General features: G+C 39.2%; 16 protein-coding genes. 12 read left to right on the top strand and 4 right to left on the bottom strand.

All coding sequences use genetic code 11. The features are described from left to right. Nucleotides 1-257: 257 nt before the first annotated feature. The 3 genes from AAC388_RS06805 (at nucleotide 258) to thiM (ending at nucleotide 2,687) form a co-directional block, all read left to right on the top strand. Nucleotides 258-515, top strand: coding sequence for a hypothetical protein (locus AAC388_RS06805; RefSeq protein WP_342371372.1), 258 nt, complete (start codon nucleotides 258-260; stop codon nucleotides 513-515). A gap of 151 nt (nucleotides 516-666) precedes the next feature. Continuing rightward, complete coding sequence (locus tag AAC388_RS06800) at nucleotides 667-1,824, top strand: hypothetical protein (protein ID WP_276123874.1); 1,158 nt, start codon at nucleotides 667-669, stop codon at nucleotides 1,822-1,824. Nucleotides 1,825-1,859: 35 nt separating this feature from the next. Continuing rightward, a complete protein-coding gene (thiM, locus tag AAC388_RS06795) occupies nucleotides 1,860-2,687 on the top strand; it encodes a hydroxyethylthiazole kinase (protein WP_014207083.1) in 828 nt (275 codons plus the stop codon). 122 nt (nucleotides 2,688-2,809) lie between these two features. On the opposite strand, the gene AAC388_RS06790 is transcribed toward thiM, so the two are convergent. Both AAC388_RS06790 and AAC388_RS06785 read right to left on the bottom strand, forming a co-directional pair. After that, nucleotides 2,810-3,169, bottom strand: coding sequence for a 5-carboxymethyl-2-hydroxymuconate Delta-isomerase (locus AAC388_RS06790; RefSeq protein ID WP_032004768.1), 360 nt, complete (start codon nucleotides 3,167-3,169; stop codon nucleotides 2,810-2,812). 43 nt (nucleotides 3,170-3,212) lie between these two features. Continuing rightward, entirely contained in the window at nucleotides 3,213-4,925 is a 1,713-nt protein-coding gene (locus AAC388_RS06785; RefSeq protein WP_342371371.1) for an AAA family ATPase, read from the bottom strand. Between the two features lie 230 nt (nucleotides 4,926-5,155). Between AAC388_RS06785 and AAC388_RS06780 the strand changes: the two genes are divergently transcribed. Further along, the gene (locus AAC388_RS06780) at nucleotides 5,156-6,328 is read left to right on the top strand and encodes an iron-containing alcohol dehydrogenase (RefSeq protein ID WP_199983748.1); all 1,173 of its coding nucleotides are present in this window, start codon (nucleotides 5,156-5,158) and stop codon (nucleotides 6,326-6,328) included. Between the two features lie 195 nt (nucleotides 6,329-6,523). Further along, nucleotides 6,524-7,492, top strand: a complete 969-nt coding sequence (locus tag AAC388_RS06775; RefSeq protein ID WP_342371370.1) for an alpha/beta hydrolase — start codon at nucleotides 6,524-6,526, stop codon at nucleotides 7,490-7,492. Here the strand turns inward: AAC388_RS06775 and AAC388_RS06770 are convergent. Beyond that, entirely contained in the window at nucleotides 7,489-8,679 is a 1,191-nt protein-coding gene (locus AAC388_RS06770) for a helix-turn-helix domain-containing protein (RefSeq protein ID WP_005068630.1), read from the bottom strand. The two genes, AAC388_RS06775 and AAC388_RS06770, sit on opposite strands and share 4 nt — an antisense overlap. Nucleotides 8,680-8,821: 142 nt before the next feature. Here AAC388_RS06770 and AAC388_RS06765 point away from each other — a divergent pair, with 142 nt between their 5' ends. From AAC388_RS06765 to AAC388_RS06745, 5 genes are all read left to right on the top strand, one after another. Next, nucleotides 8,822-10,333 carry an aldehyde dehydrogenase family protein gene (locus tag AAC388_RS06765; protein ID WP_003652388.1) on the top strand — a complete coding sequence of 504 codons (1,512 nt, stop codon included), beginning with the start codon at nucleotides 8,822-8,824 and terminating at the stop codon, nucleotides 10,331-10,333. Nucleotides 10,334-10,553: 220 nt separating this feature from the next. Then, nucleotides 10,554-11,990, top strand: coding sequence for an ethanolamine permease (eat, locus tag AAC388_RS06760; protein WP_342371369.1), 1,437 nt, complete (start codon nucleotides 10,554-10,556; stop codon nucleotides 11,988-11,990). Between the two features lie 14 nt (nucleotides 11,991-12,004). Then, a complete protein-coding gene (locus tag AAC388_RS06755; protein WP_337077549.1) occupies nucleotides 12,005-13,390 on the top strand; it encodes an ethanolamine ammonia-lyase subunit EutB in 1,386 nt (461 codons plus the stop codon). Between the two features lie 10 nt (nucleotides 13,391-13,400). Further along, a complete protein-coding gene (eutC, locus tag AAC388_RS06750; RefSeq protein ID WP_322976411.1) occupies nucleotides 13,401-14,216 on the top strand; it encodes an ethanolamine ammonia-lyase subunit EutC in 816 nt (271 codons plus the stop codon). Nucleotides 14,217-14,382: 166 nt separating this feature from the next. Continuing rightward, nucleotides 14,383-15,105, top strand: coding sequence for a glutamine amidotransferase (locus AAC388_RS06745; RefSeq protein WP_032004756.1), 723 nt, complete (start codon nucleotides 14,383-14,385; stop codon nucleotides 15,103-15,105). A 484-nt stretch (nucleotides 15,106-15,589) separates the two neighbouring features. On the opposite strand, the gene AAC388_RS06740 is transcribed toward AAC388_RS06745, so the two are convergent. After that, nucleotides 15,590-17,317: a glutamine--tRNA ligase/YqeY domain fusion protein gene (locus tag AAC388_RS06740; RefSeq protein ID WP_005068613.1), complete on the bottom strand. Its 1,728-nt coding sequence runs from the start codon at nucleotides 17,315-17,317 to the stop codon at nucleotides 15,590-15,592. Nucleotides 17,318-17,484: 167 nt separating this feature from the next. On the opposite strand from AAC388_RS06740, the gene AAC388_RS06735 reads away from it, so the two are divergent. Then, nucleotides 17,485-17,994, top strand: a complete 510-nt coding sequence (locus AAC388_RS06735) for a peptidylprolyl isomerase (protein ID WP_002122280.1) — start codon at nucleotides 17,485-17,487, stop codon at nucleotides 17,992-17,994. 15 nt (nucleotides 17,995-18,009) lie between these two features. Continuing rightward, the gene (locus tag AAC388_RS06730) at nucleotides 18,010-18,729 is read left to right on the top strand and encodes a UDP-2,3-diacylglucosamine diphosphatase (RefSeq protein WP_342371368.1); all 720 of its coding nucleotides are present in this window, start codon (nucleotides 18,010-18,012) and stop codon (nucleotides 18,727-18,729) included. Nucleotides 18,730-18,733 lie beyond the last annotated feature (4 nt).

The raw sequence follows: 18,733 nt of genomic DNA, 5'->3' as shown, positions 1-18,733 counted from the left end.
ATTCATACATATCGTGTTTGTTTGCCTTTATAAAATTAATGGGACTTCATTTATACATTTCAAATTAGAATCGTCTTTTATTAGCACAGATTAGACCAAATTTACGATAATCGTTGCTTATATAATCAATCTATACAATAAAAATAAAACAACTTCAGCTTTTAACATTTTTTAGAGTCAGCTTACATTTTGGGCATGGTTCTTGCCTTCATTAATACACCAATATAAATATTTCAATCAGAACAAGAGGTGTCAGTATGGAATTAAAAGCACATTTTCATCGTTTAGAAAATATTAAAACGATTCATGATCTAGACGCAGCAGGACTCGATCACCATGTGATCGCAGTATTTTTATCTGCGGAAGGTATTTCTATTACAGCTCAGGAGGTGACCTCTATCGTTAATACTTATGATGCTTTAGGTAAAGTAAAATTACCAAGTAAAAAAGTGCAGGCACTTATCAATGCCAAAAAGCTTGGACAGAATGATGAGAGCTTGCCGTGCCCTGTTTAATTTTAAATTTTAACCCTTTATGAAAACCTAAAGTTAAGACAAGGACTTTAGGTTTTCTATTTTTGCACCAAACAAAAATACAATCTCAGCTATCGGCAATGCGGCTGTGTATAATAAGTCAATCATGATAGTTTTAAACGTTCGGAGCAAAATGGTCTTACAAATTCTACAGAAACAGCTAGATGAAAGTAGCCATTGTCCTCTCTGCCAAGCTTCAATGTACTGGGTAGATGCCGAGCAATTTGAACAAGACATTCAGTTTCATGAATGCAGTCATTGTCAGCACCGTGTATTTAAAGATACGAAAATGACTTGTCATTGTGAAACATGCACAAAACAACGAAAAAAGCTTTTACAGCAAACACGCCTACAAGAACAACGCCAGTTTAAGTCAAAAGAGCAACCTCAACGTAGTCTGGAACAGCTCAGTTTTTTGCATAAACTTTTTTTACTTAGCCTGCTCGACGACTATGCACGAGACGATATTGCTCATGACGAATACATTCACTGGGACAAAATTAAATATCAGTCCATTACACCAAACTGGATTTTTCAAAACTATCTGATTAAGCAACTCCATAAAGATGGAATTTTAAACGCCCAAGATCAAGCTGATGAACCTCAGTGCTTTTATTTAAACATTCGCTTGGACGGTTATAGTGACCCAAGTTTATTTAGTGTTGCCCAGCAATTACGCTACTGGTTTTATGAAAATTTAAGTCTTGGTATTCCGTTTCGTAGTGCTGATGAAGTAAAAGACGTACTTTTTCAGGTGCTCTATCAAGAGATTATTCAGTTTATGCAGTTCTATTGCCGAACTTGGGGCATTCAAATTGCAGGAAGCTCTAATTTTCAAACTTTTTGCTATCGCTTAATGGATTCATTAGCAATTGGTCAAATCTATTATCTGATTCAGACGGCACTCGAATATCTTTATAAACAGAAAGCCCTACAGCCGCGTAATGAAAAATTTATTAACACCAATTTGTTAAAGAAAACCTTAGAGCAATATCGTGAGAGAGCCTTAGCTGAAAAGTGGGAAACCTCAATGTTGCCTCGTCCTCACAATATTCCCTACAGTAAAATGAGTTATATTTTACTTAACCGCTTCTTAGGTTACGACGAACAGATCTTTGTACAACCTGTCTGGAAAGCATGGCGGAAAATTGAACCTCGATTAAACTTTTATTCAGTTAAACGCTGTATGCATTGTGGTTCAAATGATTTAAGTGTTGATTATGATACGGCAGATTATGTTTCTTTGATTTGTCAAAGATGTAAGCATCAAGATCATTATTTTACTCACTAAATCTACAATCACTTTGGCTTAATAAGGATAATAACATGACATCAGCATCGACTTTGATTGAGCAGGTAATTGACGCTTGGCAAAACATGCAGGCAAAAACGCCTCTTGTGCAATGCATTACTAATAGCGTTGCAGCCAACTATACAGCCAATGTCTTACTTGCTTCTGGTGCTTCACCTGCCATGATTGATAATCCTTATGAAGCAGAAAGTTTTACCAAAATTTCATCGGCTTTGAGCATTAACTTGGGTACGCCAACCTCAGAGCAAATGCAAGCTATGCAAATCTCTGCCAAGACTGCACAGCTCAATGGCATTCCATGGGTGCTTGATCCAGTCGGCTATGGACCAATTTTAGCTTGGCGTAGTCAAATGACAGACGAGCTTTTACAGTTCAAGCCAAGCGTTATTCGTGGTAATGCCTCAGAAATTAGTACGCTTGCTGGCAACCAAGTTCAATCTAAAGGTGTCGATAGTACTTTAAGCAGTGATCAAGCCTATCAACAGGCTTATGCACTATTAGCACATGCGGACTGTATCGCTATTTCAGGTGAGTCAGATTACATTTTATCTAAAGAATTAGACATCATTATTCAAGTAAACGGCGGAAGTCCATTACAGCCCAAAATTACAGCAACAGGCTGCGCTTTAGGTGCGCTAATTGCAGCATATAGCGCTGTGACGACACCAACTATTGCTGCTCTTTCAGCTCATGTTCATTTTGCGATTGCAGGTAAACTTGCTGCAAATCAAGCGCAAACTATGGGAAGTTTTAGCACCATCTTCATGGATTACATCCACATGCTAGATGACAACTTGATTGAGCAATATGCAGATATTAAGCTTTTAGAGATACAGGCATAATCTAGGTTATACCTGTATCACGCTAGACTCACTTTAAAAGTAAGTAGATATCTGTTCATTCGAAAGCACTACTTTTACATAGTGCTGATCTCTATTCTTGATCGAAATTGCGCTTTTTAGTGTTATACAACTTGCTTGAAATAATCTTCTCTTGGCATATCGACAAGCTCAACGCACAATTGAATTTCTTTATTAAACTCTGGGTGTAGATATTTTTTATTACTAAGCGCCGCTAATAACTGCTCACCCATAAGCTGTTTTTGTTCAGCCGTTCTTCCCGACAAAATATAGACCTTTGCATGAATATAAGCCTGTTCCAGTCCCAAACCAATCAAGAAAACATCATCTTTACGCGCGCGGCTTTTAATGTCTTCTGGACTAAATAGCTCTGTTTCAATCAGTGTGGTATTAATTTCTTCAAGTAATTGTTTTGCGTTTAATCCAGTTAAATTTTCTGAATAATCAACTACAACGTGCGGCATAGCCACCTCAATTTATATAATAAGTCATTAAGCGAATTAAACTTTATTCAATAAATAATAAAGCTAATCGGACCTGATCATATCCCATTCGAGGACTGGTTGCTTCAACAATTGGTCTTAGTTTGATCGAACCATCATCAGAAAAATGATCTGGATTTTGACGCTTTTTCAGCTTCTTATAAATTTTACGAATTTCTTCGACCACCTCTTCACCCGGATGGGCAACTGAAATATCCAGCTTTTGCTCTTTATGCAGTCGAGCCAAGTGATTAATAATCGTCGCTGGGGTTAAACCACGTTCATGCGCGATGTCTTCAATCTCATAGCCTTCTTCAAACAACGCACGTGTCTCATCTAGCGTTGCCGTAGCGTAATTTTGCTTGCCACCTTTTGCGAGTTTCTTCTCATTACGAGAAATCTCGGTTTCATTTAAGGTGCCGCCACAGTGACGAATAAACGCTTTATGCTGAGCCGTTAAATCTACATCTGCAAAGTTATCTTCGGCTTCTTTTGAAAGCTCTTGAAAACGACGATCCGCTTTTACAGCTAAACTATCTAACTCTAAAGCTTGCTCGTTAATCCCTAATAATTTTAGACCAGTTAAAGATTTTAGGCGCGACAATGCAACATAACCCTGCCCTTTTTCAAAGGTGTTCATGAGGTTAATTTCAGCCGCTTCTAAAGTCATCCCTTGGCTTTTATGAATAGTAATCGCCCACGCTAAACGAAGCGGAATTTGCTGAAAACTTGCAATCACTTTGCCTGCTTCATTTTCAACGGACCACGTTTCAGGAGCAACCAACAATGTTGTTCCATCGGTCAATTTTACTTTGGGCAGTAAGCCATTTTCATCATCTTCTTCAAAGCCGATGACTTCACCCAAGCTTCCATTGATATAACCCATATCAAAGTTATTTTTTACAAACATGACTTTGGCATGTTTTTTAAGTGTGAGTTCTTCTGGCGCACGCACTGAAGATTTTAAAGTTTCTAATAACTTTTCATTACCATCTAAAACAGCATTGAATTGATGCCCTTCATTATCAATTTCATTTAAGTGCTGATAATTGATGTTGTCGACATCCATATTATGCGTATAAAGACGAGTAAAGGTGTCACCAATATCATGCGAGCGTGATTGACGCAGTGCTTGTAAATGATCTGGTTGAATATTTTGCGCACGAATCGCGTTTAAAATCTGGTTCAGAATTTCATCGTCTTGACGGTGCTGTTCTGTTAAATAGCATACGCGGAATTTAGCTTCGACCCATGCATCTGACATAAAGCAGAACTTATCACGGTTGGCTTCACCATTACGACCTACAGGCGGTAACTGGAAGAAATCTCCAGCCACAATGACTTGAATACCACCGAATGCTTCATCGCTTTCTTTAAAATATTTTAGAACTTGATTGACCAGATTAAGCTGTTTCGCATGTAGCATTGAGATTTCATCAATCACAAGAACTTGCGCATTTTCAAGGTGTTCCTTGAGATATTTACGCTCTTTCATGCGTTTTAGATCGTCGTCAGTTAACAGATCTTTAATGCCAATGCCAGCCCATGTATGAATGGTCATACCGTTCATATGCGTTGCCGCAATACCTGTAGACGCCGTAATAGCTACAGGCACTTTACGTGCTTTTAGGTATTGGATGTACTGATTGAGTGTATAGGTTTTCCCTGCACCAGCCGAACCGGTTAAAAAGACATTTTCACCTGCTTTAAGCAGTTTAAGCGCAGTTTCCTGTTTCATAATCTCATATGTACATCTTCAACAGCCCATAGCTTAACGATTTTCCCGAAAAAATTAAATGAATGTGCCAAACTTTCTAAAAAGCACATATAAATCAATAATTAAAAACAAAATAATATTTGGTAGGTTTTTGGTAGGTAGGAAAATAAACTTCACATCACAATACTAAGGCCATGGTGAGGCTCACCTGTAATAACAAACAATGGATTTATGGAAGAAGGAATCACTCCATGGCTTTTAAAAATATTGCAGATCAAACAAACGGTTTTTATATTCCATGCGTATCACTCTTTGGACCAGGATGTGCTAAAGAAATTGGTACAAAGGCACAAAACCTCGGCGCAAAAAAAGCATTAATTGTGACCGATGAAGGCTTATTTAAATTTGGTGTTGCAGATCTTATCGCAAACTATTTAACTGAAGCAGGCGTTGCAAGCCATATATTCCCAGGCGCAGAACCTAACCCAACCGATATTAATGTTCATAATGGCGTAAATGCCTATAACGACAATGGCTGTGACTTTATTGTGTCTTTAGGTGGCGGTTCATCTCACGACTGTGCAAAAGGGATTGGGTTAGTCACTGCTGGTGGTGGTCATATTCGCGACTACGAAGGTATTGATAAAAGTAAAGTCCCGATGACGCCATTGATTGCAGTGAACACCACAGCTGGTACGGCATCTGAAATGACTCGTTTCTGTATTATTACCAATACAGATACTCACGTAAAAATGGCGATTGTTGACTGGCGTTGTACTCCACTTATCGCGATCGATGATCCGAAACTCATGATTGCAAAACCGGCTGGTTTAACCGCTGCAACAGGTATGGATGCATTAACCCATGCAGTTGAAGCATATGTTTCTACAGCGGCAAACCCAATTACTGATGCGTGTGCAGAAAAAGCGATTACGATGATTAGCCAGTGGTTACAACCTGCTGTCGCAAATGGTGAAAACATCGAAGCGCGTGATGCGATGAGCTATGCACAATATTTGGCTGGCATGGCATTTAACAACGCATCTTTAGGTTATGTTCACGCAATGGCGCACCAGTTAGGCGGTTTCTACAACCTACCTCACGGCGTATGTAATGCAATCTTGTTACCACATGTTTGTGAATTTAACTTAATTGCTTGCCCAGATCGCTACGCAAAAATCGCGGAGTTAATGGGTGTAAAAACTCAAGGGTTAACAGTGATGGAAGCTGCATATGCTGCTATTGATGCCATTCGTAAACTGTCTTCATCGATTGGTATTCCATCTGGCTTAACCGAGCTTGGGGTAAAAACTGAAGACCTTGCAGTGATGGCAGATAATGCTCAAAAAGATGCATGTATGCTCACCAACCCTCGTAAAGCAAATCATGCACAAGTTGTGGAGATTTTCAAAGCAGCACTTTAATACTGATGTAATGGCATATCCCTCTAGTAAGTCAAATCCCTCCGACCGTTGACTTACTTTTTTGGGGAATACTTAGCTCCAGCGGTATTCCCTTTTTTTAGAATCTATACTCCAACCTTTTCCAAACCTAATTGACAATTCGCCCATTTCATTGAAGGATACTCTGCATGTCTTAATTACAATAGCTCGATAAAAATGAATACATCTTTAGCTAATCAAACTTATGTTCCAGATATTTTAGGCACGGGTTACGAACAGCTCACACTTAGTTTTCCTGATGATTATGAAGGGAAAGTTGTAGCCACCTTAGTGCGTAAAAAAGCCGCTCAATCTACTCAAAAAGCCGTACTATATATTCATGGTTTTTTAGACTATTTCTTTCAAACCGAAATGGCTGAGCAATTCAATGCTCATGGTTACGACTTCTATGCACTTGATTTAAGAAAATATGGCCGCTCAAAACTGCCTCATCAAATTTTCTATAATGTGCTCGATTTAAATGAATATGATGCCGAAATTACTCAAGCATTAGAGATTATTGGTGAAGAGCAACACACTCAGGTTTTACTCGCAGGCCATTCAACTGGTGGTTTGACAGCAACGCTTTATGCTGCCCATCATCCAGATCATCCTCTTATTAAAGCGCTATGGGCAAATAGTCCGTTTTACGACTTTAATTTAAGTCTAGTCGAAAAGAAGTTTGGTATTCCAATGCTCAGTCGAGTAGGAAAATATCTACCAAAAGTTAAATTTCCAAGCCAATTAAACAAATGGTACACCACCAGTCTTCACAAGCAGCTCAAAGGCGAATGGGAGTTCAACCTTGACTGGAAACCAACCTCTGCCCCTACAGTTCAGCTCAGCTTTGTACATGCGATTCATACGGCACAAAAAGAGATTCACCGTGGGGTTAAACTGAACGTTCCCGCCCTGATTATGCATTCTCATCAGACTAAAAACCCAAAAAAATGGGGACCAGATGCAACTCAAAGTGACGTGATTTTAGATGTTAATGACATTGAAAAACATGGTAAAAAAATTAAAGGTGATGTCTCGGTTGTCTCTATTCACAATGGATTGCATGACTTAGTCCTTTCGGCCCAGCCAGTACGAGAACAAGTCTATCAACAATTGTTCCAGTGGCTGGATCAAAAAATTACTTAACTAAGCTTAGGTGAGTCAAGGTATTTCACCAGCAGTTGATGCGCAGGATGTTCACTTGGTAAAAGCTCCATAAGGCGCTCTACCGCATCAATTGCTTCAGGGAAATGAGCTAGATGCTTTAACAGTAAATCTGTTTCTTGGGTTTTAAAAATTGCATCGCTCAAGCGTGACTCAAGGCAATCGCGCCATGCACACAAAAACGGACTTTCAGTTTTTGCCAGAAATACACCTGTGTAAAGCTGTAAAGCAGAGGCCGCATATCCCGCATCGAGTGCTTGTTCAGCTTGTAAAAAATCGGCTTCAACATGCACAAGCAGACGATATGGGCGTGAACCAAGTAAACCACCCAAAATATCTCGTAGTTGAGACATTTCAGCTTTAAGCGTACCCATACTGACTTTACGTTCGCCATAGAGTGCCTGATAAAGATGCTCTAAAGTTAAACCATGCGGACATAGTGCCAATATGGTTAAAATTTCAATTTGACGCGGCGTTAATAATAAACTTTTGCCGTTAAATTTAACTTGTGGCGTCGAAAATGCACGGATATGTAATTGCTGGCGCTGCTGCTCTAGCAAAGCAGATTGAATAATGGATGCACAACGTTCAGCAGCCAGAATTCCTAAACTATTATGGTTCTTCCATGTGGTTGATAAATCAACAACACCAAGAGTTTGTTTTGAGTATGGATCGATAATCGGTGCGGCATAACACACCCAATCATGAATCGACTCCATGTAATGTTCATTTGAAAAAACACAGCTTGATTGTTGAGTTTTTAAAGATAAAGCCAAGGCATTCGTACCAACAAATTCTTCACGCCACTGACCACCTTGTACAAAATGTACACGCTCAGCAGCACTTTGCATTTGAGCACTTGGTGCCGTCCAGATAATCGTACTGCCAATATCACCGACAGCAATTACCATTGAAGATTGCTCTGCAATATGACGTAAATCATCGGCACATTGGCTTAAAGCCATATCTAAAGCATTCTGTGAAGCAGTTTTTTTCTCGACTAATGGAGCAGCAAAACGCTCTTTAGGAATCGCAGCAGAGGCTGATCGTTCCCATGAGCTTGCAATACTTTGGCCGAGTTTGGCAGCGTTCTGAGGAGAGAGACTATTTTGCGTGCGCAGTTGATCAATCAACGTCCGTTGCTGCAATAAATCCTTTTTTGTGAACATTTGTAAATTCCTTATATATCCACATTTCTATTCCAACCTTTCTCCAACCTTCTTATTTATATCCTAATTATACAAAGTACGAAAGTACCTACTGACAGGGTTCTTGTTAGTCTTTAGTCCTAAAAAGCAAAGGAATATTTATATGCGCTATATCGATCCAAATCAACCAGGCTCAAAAGTTCAATTTAAATCACAATATGAAAATTTTATTGGCGGTGAATGGGTTGCACCTGTAAAGGGTGCATATTTTGATAATGTATCTCCTGTTGATGGAAAAGCTTTCACACGTATTCCACGCTCTAGTGCCGAAGATATCGAACTTGCTCTAGATGCAGCACATAAAGCGAAAGCAACATGGAATAAAGCCTCACCAACGGTACGCTCTAATATACTTTTAAAAATTGCTGATCGTTTAGAAGCAAATCTTGAAATGCTTGCTGTTGCAGAAACTTGGGATAACGGTAAAGCGGTTCGTGAAACTTTAGCAGCAGACCTTCCACTTGCGATTGACCATTTCCGTTATTTCGCAGGTTGTATTCGTGCTCAAGAAGGTGGCATCTCTGAAATTGATGAAGATACCATTGCGTATCATTTCCATGAACCACTAGGTGTAGTTGGTCAAATTATTCCATGGAACTTTCCAATTTTAATGGCAGCATGGAAACTTGCTCCTGCTCTAGCGGCTGGTAACTGCGTTGTAATTAAACCAGCAGAGCAAACACCAGTAGGTATTTTACTGGTTGCTGAACTCATCCAAGATATCTTACCGCCGGGTGTACTTAATATCGTCAATGGTTTCGGTTCAGAAGTCGGTCGTCCATTAGCGACAAACCCACGTATTGCTAAAATTGCTTTCACAGGTTCAACTCAAACTGGACAAATGGTGATGCAATATGCGACCGAAAACATTATTCCAGTGACATTAGAACTTGGCGGTAAGTCACCAAACCTTTTCTTTGAAGATATCATGGATAAAGAGGATGACTTCTTAGAAAAAACGCTTGAAGGTTTTGCCATGTTTGCCTTAAACCAAGGTGAAGTATGTACTTGCCCTTCTCGAGCTTTAGTACAAGAAAGTATTGCTGATCAGTTCTTGGAGTTAGCTGTAGAGCGTGTAAAACGTATTAAAACTGGTCATCCTCTCGATACCGAAACCATGATTGGTGCTCAAGCATCTCTACAACAGCAAGAGAAAATCTTACGTTGTATTAACACGGGTCGTGAAGAAGGTGCAGAACTCTTACTTGGTGGTAGTGGCCGTAAAGAAGTAGGCGATGGCTTCTATGTTGATCCGACTATTTTTAAAGGTCACAATGGCATGCAAGTTTTCCAAGAAGAAATTTTTGGACCTGTACTTGCTGTGACAACGTTCAAAGACTTTGACGATGCAATTAAAATTGCCAATGACACCATGTATGGTTTAGGTGCAGGCGTTTGGTCACGTTCAGCTCACATTTCTTATCGTGCTGGCCGCGCTATTGAAGCGGGTCGTGTCTGGACAAATTGCTATAACATCTACCCTGCTCATGCTGCATTTGGTGGCTACAAAAAGTCAGGTATTGGCCGTGAAAACCATAAGATGATGCTAGATCACTATCAACAAACTAAAAACTTACTAGTAAGTTATTCAACTAAACCAATGGGCTTCTTCTAAGTTTCGCACCAAGTTGATACCAAACTATCAACACTAGAAAGAAGTAAGATCATTAATTATGTAAGAAGCCAGTAATTTAGATTGTTGGCTTCTTTATTTACGATTGTTAAGCTTGAATTTTTATCTTTTAGAATAAAAAAACTCCATCTACTCTCTGAAGTGCTTCATTTAGGCATTGCTTTTGCATTGATTCATACAAACCCACTCGCAGGAGTATTGTATGAATCAACCAGAAACAGCTTCCGTCATTTCTTCAAGCACAGAAGTCTCGTCAGCAGAATATTTTGCTCAGCGTCAACTCAAACAAGGTACCGTTGGTTGGTTACTCCTGATTGGTTTAGGCGTGGCTTATGTGATATCTGGTGATTTTGCAGGTTGGAACTTCGGTATTGCTCAAGGTGGTTGGGGTGGTATGTTTATTGCAACTGCCCTCGCTGCAATCATGTATCTGTGCCTGTGTCTTTCTATGTCAGAAATGTCCACCATGATGCCGACAGCAGGTGGCGGTTATAGTTTTGCACGTGCTGCTTTTGGTCCTTTTGGGGGCTATTTAACAGGAACAGCAATTCTAATTGAATACGCGATTGCCCCTGCTGCTATTGCCGTATTTATTGGTGGTTATTGCGAATCTTTATTTGGCATTAATGGCTGGATGATTTACCTCGCTTGTTATGCCATTTTTATGGGCATACATCTCAAAGGTGCTGGCGAAGCCTTAAAAATTATGTTCGCAATTACCCTTGTCGCTGCTATTGCCCTTATTGTGTTTATTGTCGCAATGATTCCACACTTTAATGCACAAAATTTGTTTGATATCCCAGTTGGTACAGGTGTTGGTGCAAGTCTTTTTTTACCTCATGGCTATTTGGGTATCTGGGCTGCAGTTCCTTTTGCTATCTGGTTTTTCCTAGCAGTTGAAGGTGTGCCATTAGCAGCCGAAGAAGCAAAAGATCCAGCCAAATCCCTGCCACGCGGTTTAATCGGAGCAATGCTCATCTTAACGGCGTTTGCTATGCTCATTTTATTCTTAGGTGCAGGTGCAGCGGGTGCAAGTACTTTACAAAACTCTGGCGCTCCCCTCGTCGATGCTCTGGTTAAAGTGTATGGCACCAATACTTGGCTTGCGACTTTTGTTAACTTTGTGGGTTTAGCAGGTTTAATCGCAAGTTTCTTTTCAATTATCTATGCCTATTCGCGTCAAATTTTTGCACTCTCTCGTGCTGGTTACTTACCTACTTCACTCTCTTTAACCAATAAAAATAAAGCCCCTTATCTCGCAATTATTATTCCGGGTATTATCGGGTTCTTGCTTTCACTCACTAAAGAAGGCGATTCACTGATTTTAATTGCCGTGTTCGGTGCAACTATTTCTTATGTGTTGATTCTTTTATCTCACATCAAACTACGCCTATCTAAACCCGACATGCCTCGTCCTTATAAAACTCCTGGAGGAATCTTCACTTCAAGCGTTGCACTGATTTTAGCAGTCACTGCTGTGGTCGCAGGCTTTGTTGTTAATCCGAAAGTTTGGTTTATTGCTGCCGCTATTTATATCGTATTTATTGCTTACTTTTTATTCTATAGCCGTTATCATTTAGTGAAAGGTACACCAGAAGAAGAGTTTGCAAATATTAAAGCCGCAGAACAAGAACTATAAAAAAGGATGCAACTATGAGTTATCACAATATTGTCGCCAATCAACAGTATCACTTTGCTGATTTGAAGACCTTGATGGCAAAAGCAACGCCGTTACGTTCTGGCGATGAATTAGCAGGTGTAGCGGCCAGAGACGCAACCGAACATGTTGCGGCACAAATGACTTTGGCCGATGTACCGCTTAAAACTTTTTTAAATGAGGTTGTGGTCGATTACGAAACCGATGAAATTACCCGTTTAATTATTGATGAACATGATCTGGCAGCATTTGCCCCTATTTCACACTTTACAGTAGGCGATTTTCGAAATTGGTTACTTGGTGAAGAAGCGACTGCACAAAGCTTAAAAGCTTTAGCATCAGGTTTAACTCCAGAAATGGTGGCTGCAGTCAGCAAAATTATGCGCAATCAAGATTTGATTTATGTCGCCAGCAAATGCGAAGTGGTCACCCAATTTCGCAACACAATCGGTTTAAAAGGTCATCTTTCTACCCGTTTACAACCCAATCACCCGACCGATGATGTGCTCGGTATTTCTGCCAGTATTTTAGATGGTTTAATGTATGGCAATGGCGATGCCGTAATTGGCATTAACCCCGCCACAGATAATCTTCATAATTTGTCAGAGCTACTAAAATTACTTGATCATGTCATTCAGGAATATCAAATTCCGACACAATCTTGTGTTCTCACACATATCAGTTCAGGTATTCAACTGGCTGAAAAAAATGTGCCAATTGATTTAATGTTCCAATCAATTGCCGGTACCCAACTAGCTAATGAAGGTTTTGGAATTTCACTCGATTTACTACAAGAAGGATATGAAGCCACACTTGCACTCAAGCGCGGAACCATTGGACAAAACGTCATGTACTTTGAAACGGGCCAAGGCAGTGCGTTATCCAGCAATGCACATCACGGCGTTGACCAGCAAACATTAGAAACGCGTGCTTATGCAGTCGCCCGTAAATACAATCCGCTTTTAGTAAATACAGTCGTCGGCTTTATTGGCCCCGAGTACCTATTTAACGGTAAACAAATTATACGTGCAGGTTTAGAAGATCACTTCTGCGGTAAGTTACTTGGAGTACCGATGGGCTGCGACATTTGTTATACCAATCATGCCGATGCCGACCAAAATGATATGGATGTTCTCCTTACTCTGTTTGGTGCTGCGGGCATTAACTTTATTATGGGAATTCCGGGTTCAGATGATGTCATGCTCAACTATCAAACCACTTCATTCCATGATGCCCTCTATTTAAGACAACTCCTCGGTTTAAAACCCGCTCCTGAGTTTTCAGCATGGCTTGAACAGCAAGGTATTTTTAAACAACAAAACTCCCAAATATGTTGGGCAGACCACATGCCCGACCAATTCTCTCGTCTGCTCATGAACTAGGGAGAACACCATGAAACTGAACCGTGATATTCAATATCCATCTTCTACCCATCAAGATCAGTGGGAAAAACTTAAACAGTTTACCGATGCCCGTATTGCTCTGGGCCGTGCGGGTTGTAGTATCCCAACACGCGCCTTACTTGAATTTCAGTTGTCGCATGCACAAGCAAAAGATGCGGTTTATCAAGACATGAATGTTTCATATTTATCTGAGCAATTAACGCAAAAACAGCTGCAAAGTCTTCATGTCCAAAGTAATGCACCTAATAAAGAAATTTATCTTAAACGTCCAGATTTAGGCCGTCAGCTTTCAAACCTATCAAAAGAAGTCTTAATTAAGAAGTATGCAGAAAACACGCAACAGTATGATGTTTGTATTGTAGTCGGTGACGGTCTCTCCGCAAGAGCGATTGAAGCGAATGCTATTCCATTTATTACAATGCTGAATGAACAAGTTCAGCAAGAAAACTGGAGCCTTGCACCAATTACAATTGCGACAGGCAGTCGGGTTGCATTAGGCGATGAAGTCGCAGAAATCTTTAAAGCAACCATGCTTGTGATGCTAATCGGTGAGCGCCCTGGTTTAAGCTCTCCTGACAGTATGGGAATTTACTACACATGGAATGCATATTCAGGCTGCCTCGATGCTAAACGTAATTGTATTTCCAATGTCCGTTCAGCAGGTTTAAGTATTCCTGTGGCAGTACAACGGTTAATGGCACTCATGAAAAAATCAAAACAGCTTGGTTTCTCAGGAGTTAATCTAAAAGATGAGCATCAACTTTCAAATATAGATTTTGAAGAAACTCAAAAGCTATTATTTTAAGCAATGGAATATGCAAAGAGATTTATTGGAAAATAGATAATCCCTTGCATAACAATATTATCTTAACGAAAAATATCAATTTTCAGGTATTGACGATTTATACAGATATTTTCTTCTTTATATTTATCGCTATACTCCACCTATTGATCTTCTATGAATCATTTGTATGAACACAACAAACGCCTTCCCTAAAACTATTTATGCCATTCAGCATCTTGCTTTCGAAGACTTAGGTTCATTAGAAGATGTCTTTTATCAACTCGGATTTCGCGTTCGTTATTTTGAAGCAGGTGTAGATGATTTAACTGCTGCTTTTGCACACGATGGATTAACTATTATTTTAGGTGGCCCAATCGGGGTTTATGAAACTGAAGATTATCCATTTTTAAAAGATGAAATTGCCTTACTTAAACAACGTTTAGCAGCAGATAAACCTACACTAGGTATTTGTTTGGGGGCACAGCTTATTGCTCATGCACTTGGTGCAAAAGTATATGCAGGACATCAAAAAGAAATTGGCTGGGGTCCATTGAGCTTAAGTTTACGTCCTAATCAGGTATTATCTGCTTTGCTTAATAATGTCCATGTTCTACATTGGCATGGTGACACTTTCGACCTCCCTGAAAACGCGGTGTTATTAGCTAGTTCAGAGATTTATACCAATCAAGCATTTGAAGTTGGAAATAATATTCTCGCGTTGCAGTTTCATATTGAAACAACAGAAGAAAATTTTGAGAAATGGTTAATTGGCCATACATGCGAACTTCGTAATGCCAAGATTTCGATTCAGAAACTTCGCGAAGAAAACTTACAATATGCTCAAGCACTTGAACATGCTGCATTTGAGGTTATTCAAAAATTTTTAAAAAGAATTGGTTATAGTGGATAAACTATAAAGACTCGAATGTGATCGAATATTAAATTTTACCATTTGGTATTATTGTTTGCTTATTTTTCAAACAAAGAGAGTGCTATATTCGCCTTTAACAAACATTTAATAAAATTTTCAGTGTATTATTAATTTGTAACACAAAATATACGTTGATTTACTATGGATATCTGGAAATTTCTTAAAAGCTTTAATACGGTCAATACTTATTTATTGCTTTCATGTATTCTCCTTATAATCTTGGTTCTTTATTTTTATGTGATTAATCCAACCTAAGCTAATTTGCCAAGGATATTAATCATAAAGAAAAAGAAAATATGAGAAGACATCTAAATAAAAAGCCCAACTGAGTTGGGCTTTTTTATATCTGTTGTTTACTCACAACATGTTGTTCGTCTTGCGAAAAAGTAAGAGATAATCAATCTCTACTGTCTACTCACAACATGTTGTTCGTCTTGCGAAAAAGTAAGAGATAATCAATCTCTTACTTTTTCTCAGGCTTGAAGCTATCTTTCAAATCAAGAATACGGTTGAAAACTGGTTTCTCTGATGAATGATCATATTGATCAGCGACAAAATAGCCTTCACGCTCAAATTGGAAACGATCTTCAGGATTCGCTTGTGCCAAAGCTGGCTCAATGACAGCTTGTACCACTTTTAATGATTCAGGATTAAGATTTGCCAAGAAGTCATCATCTGCATCAGGTGCGGCTTCAGTAAACAAACGATCGTAAATACGCACTTCAGCAGGAATCCCTTTAGTTGCAGATACCCAGTGAATCACACCTTTAACTTTACGGCCTTCCGGATTCTTTCCTAGAGTTTCAGGGTCAATTGAACATTTCAGTTCAATCACCTCACCATTTGCATCTTTAATGACTTCATCACATTTAATCACGTAAGCATGGCGTAAACGCACTTCACCGTCAGGAATTAAACGTTTAAAGCCTTTTGGCGGTACTTCTTCAAAATCTTTACGATCAATATAGATTTCTTTAGTTAAAGGAATCACACGATCACCCATATCAACATTAGGATGGCGAGCATGCGTAAGATCCATATCTTCAGGTAAATTAGTTAAAGTCACTTTAAGTGGACTTAAAACAGCCATACCACGCGCAGCAGTATTTTCTAAAGATTGACGAATACAGAACTCAAGCATAGCAACATCAACAATACCGTCAGTTTTTGACACGCCTACACGCTTACAAAAATCACGTAAACCTTCAGGAGTAAAACCACGACGGCGCATACCGACTACGGTTGGCATACGTGGATCATCCCAACCATTTACATACGCACCTTCCACCAATTTACGTAATTTACGTTTTGATGTGATGGTGTAATCCACGTTTAAACGTGAAGATTCATACTGATGCGGAACAGCTTTAGATTTTACTTTTTCAACAATCCAGTCATAAAACGGACGGTGATCTTGGAATTCTAATGTACAAAGCGAATGGGTAATTCCTTCAATGGCATCAGACAATGGATGAGCATAGTCATACATTGGGTAGATTTTCCATTTATCGCCAGTTTGGTGATGCTCTGAATGTAATACGCGATATAAAATCGGATCACGCATATGTACATTTGTACTTGCCATATCAATCTTGGCACGTAAAACCGCTTCACCCTCTTTAAACTCACCGCTACGCATTTTTTCAAAGCGAGCAAGATTCTCTTCAATAGATGCATCACGGTATGGAGAGTTTTTACCTGGCTCAACAAAGCTACCGCGGTTTAACTTAATTTCTTCTGGAGATTGTAAATCTACATATGCATCGCCTTGTTCAATAAGTTGAACTGCCCATGCATATAATTGATCAAAATAACCCGATGCATAGCGCGGTTCACCATTCCAGTTAAAACCAAGCCATTTCACATCATTCGCAATACCGTCAACATACTCTTGTTCTTCAGCATCAGGGTTTGTATCGTCAAAACGCAAATTACACAAACCATCAAACTCTTCAGCCACACCAAAGTTCAAGCAAATCGCTTTTACATGGCCAATATGTAAATAACCATTTGGTTCTGGTGGAAAACGCGTTACGATCTGCTTTGCACGTCCCGTAGCCAAATCATCAGTAATGACTTGGCGAACAAAATCTAAGCCAGCCTGTTGTTCTTGCTGCGCAGAATCGACAGAGGCATGAGTATTCGGTGTCGGGTTATTAGGCAGGCTCGAGACAACATCATTAGGCTTCATAGTGTATCAATCACTTCTTTGTAGATAAATTTCGAAAAATTTAAACGCTATCTTCATTTTTCACAAAGATTTTAACGTTTTTTACTTGCCTTGTAGTTTACAGTTTGCTTATGCTTCTCTCAACCAAAAACCCATGGTCATAAGCCCATGTTTAGGAGATTAATGTAATGAGTTTTCCTCAAGTCGAATTAAACACCAATAAAGGTCGTATTGTTCTTGAACTAAATACTGAAAAAGCACCAAAAACAGTAGCAAACTTTTTAGAATATGTACGTGACGGTTTTTATGACGGCGTTATTTTCCACCGTGTCATTGATGGTTTCATGATCCAAGGTGGCGGGATGGATGAAAACTTCAAAGAAAAAGCAACTCGTGATTCTATCGAAAACGAAGCTGACAACGGTTTAAGCAATGATGTTGGTACGATTGCTATGGCACGTACTCAAGCACCTCACTCTGCTTCTGCACAGTTCTTCATTAACGTAAAAAACAACTCTTTCTTAAACCATACCTCTAAAACTGCTCAAGGTTGGGGTTATGCTGTATTTGGTAAAGTTGTTGAAGGTATGGATGTTGTTGAAGCGATCAAAGGCGTTCGCACTGGCAACCGTGGTTACCACGCTGACGTTCCTTTAGAAAACGTTGTAATCGAATCTGCTAAAATTATTTCTGAATAATTTTAGGAATAAGCTGTGACTTATCTGTTTATCTCTGATTTACACTTGTCACCTGAACACCCTCGACTTGTTCGAGGGTTTTTAGATTTATTGGTGCATTATCAAAATAAACAAACACAGCTTTATATTTTAGGTGACTGGTTTAACGCTTGGATTGGCGATGATTACTCAGCACCATGGCTCGATGAAATTATTGAGGCATTAAAAGACTTTAACAAAAAAGGAAATCGGGTTTACTTCCAAGTAGGTAACCGTGATTTTGCTTTAAATCAGATTTTCCTCAATAAATTTAACGGTGTATTACTACCTGACATTTATTATCTTAATATTGCTGGACATCAGTACCGCCTAGAACACGGTGATGCACTATGTACAGATGACATTCCCTATCAAAGATTTAGAAAAATTATTCGAAATCCACTTTTAGTGGCTTTTTTACGCCGTACACCCCTGAGTTTTCGTACCAAACTAGTTAATGGCTTTCGAAAAAGAAGCTCCGCAGATAAACAGCAAAAAAGCTATGAAATTATGGATGTAAATGAACAAGCTGTTATTTCTGCTTTAGAAGATGTAGATATACTGATTCATGGACATACCCATCGCCCTGCAATTCACCAAGTACAAGCTAAACAACGAATTGTTCTTGGCGATTGGCGTGAAGATCAAGCTTATATTTTGGAAATTGATCCATCTTCAAATACACAACAGCTTGAATTGATTATCTGGAATTATTAACTAA

The organism is Acinetobacter sp. D009 (assembly GCF_038562025.1).
Lineage (GTDB): Bacteria > Pseudomonadota > Gammaproteobacteria > Pseudomonadales > Moraxellaceae > Acinetobacter > Acinetobacter pittii.
The sequence above is the reverse complement of the archived record's forward strand: the minus strand, read 5'-3'. Positions and strand labels throughout refer to the sequence as shown.

Bases quoted from the DNA above. Each gene is read 5' to 3' on its own strand.
- AAC388_RS06745 (WP_032004756.1), top strand. From the start codon at position 14,383: ATGAACACAACAAACGCCTTCCCTAAAACTATTTATGCCATTCAGCAT.
- AAC388_RS06735 (WP_002122280.1), top strand. From the start codon at position 17,485: ATGAGTTTTCCTCAAGTCGAATTAAACACCAATAAAGGTCGTATTGTT.
- AAC388_RS06775 (WP_342371370.1), top strand. From the start codon at position 6,524: ATGAATACATCTTTAGCTAATCAAACTTATGTTCCAGATATTTTAGGC.
- AAC388_RS06740 (WP_005068613.1), bottom strand. From the start codon at position 17,317: ATGAAGCCTAATGATGTTGTCTCGAGCCTGCCTAATAACCCGACACCG.
- AAC388_RS06755 (WP_337077549.1), top strand. From the start codon at position 12,005: ATGAGTTATCACAATATTGTCGCCAATCAACAGTATCACTTTGCTGAT.
- thiM (WP_014207083.1), top strand. From the start codon at position 1,860: ATGACATCAGCATCGACTTTGATTGAGCAGGTAATTGACGCTTGGCAA.
- AAC388_RS06780 (WP_199983748.1), top strand. From the start codon at position 5,156: ATGGCTTTTAAAAATATTGCAGATCAAACAAACGGTTTTTATATTCCA.
- AAC388_RS06790 (WP_032004768.1), bottom strand. From the start codon at position 3,169: ATGCCGCACGTTGTAGTTGATTATTCAGAAAATTTAACTGGATTAAAC.
- AAC388_RS06785 (WP_342371371.1), bottom strand. From the start codon at position 4,925: ATGAAACAGGAAACTGCGCTTAAACTGCTTAAAGCAGGTGAAAATGTC.
- AAC388_RS06805 (WP_342371372.1), top strand. From the start codon at position 258: ATGGAATTAAAAGCACATTTTCATCGTTTAGAAAATATTAAAACGATT.
- AAC388_RS06800 (WP_276123874.1), top strand. From the start codon at position 667: ATGGTCTTACAAATTCTACAGAAACAGCTAGATGAAAGTAGCCATTGT.
- eat (WP_342371369.1), top strand. From the start codon at position 10,554: ATGAATCAACCAGAAACAGCTTCCGTCATTTCTTCAAGCACAGAAGTC.
- AAC388_RS06770 (WP_005068630.1), bottom strand. From the start codon at position 8,679: ATGTTCACAAAAAAGGATTTATTGCAGCAACGGACGTTGATTGATCAA.
- eutC (WP_322976411.1), top strand. From the start codon at position 13,401: ATGAAACTGAACCGTGATATTCAATATCCATCTTCTACCCATCAAGAT.
- AAC388_RS06765 (WP_003652388.1), top strand. From the start codon at position 8,822: ATGCGCTATATCGATCCAAATCAACCAGGCTCAAAAGTTCAATTTAAA.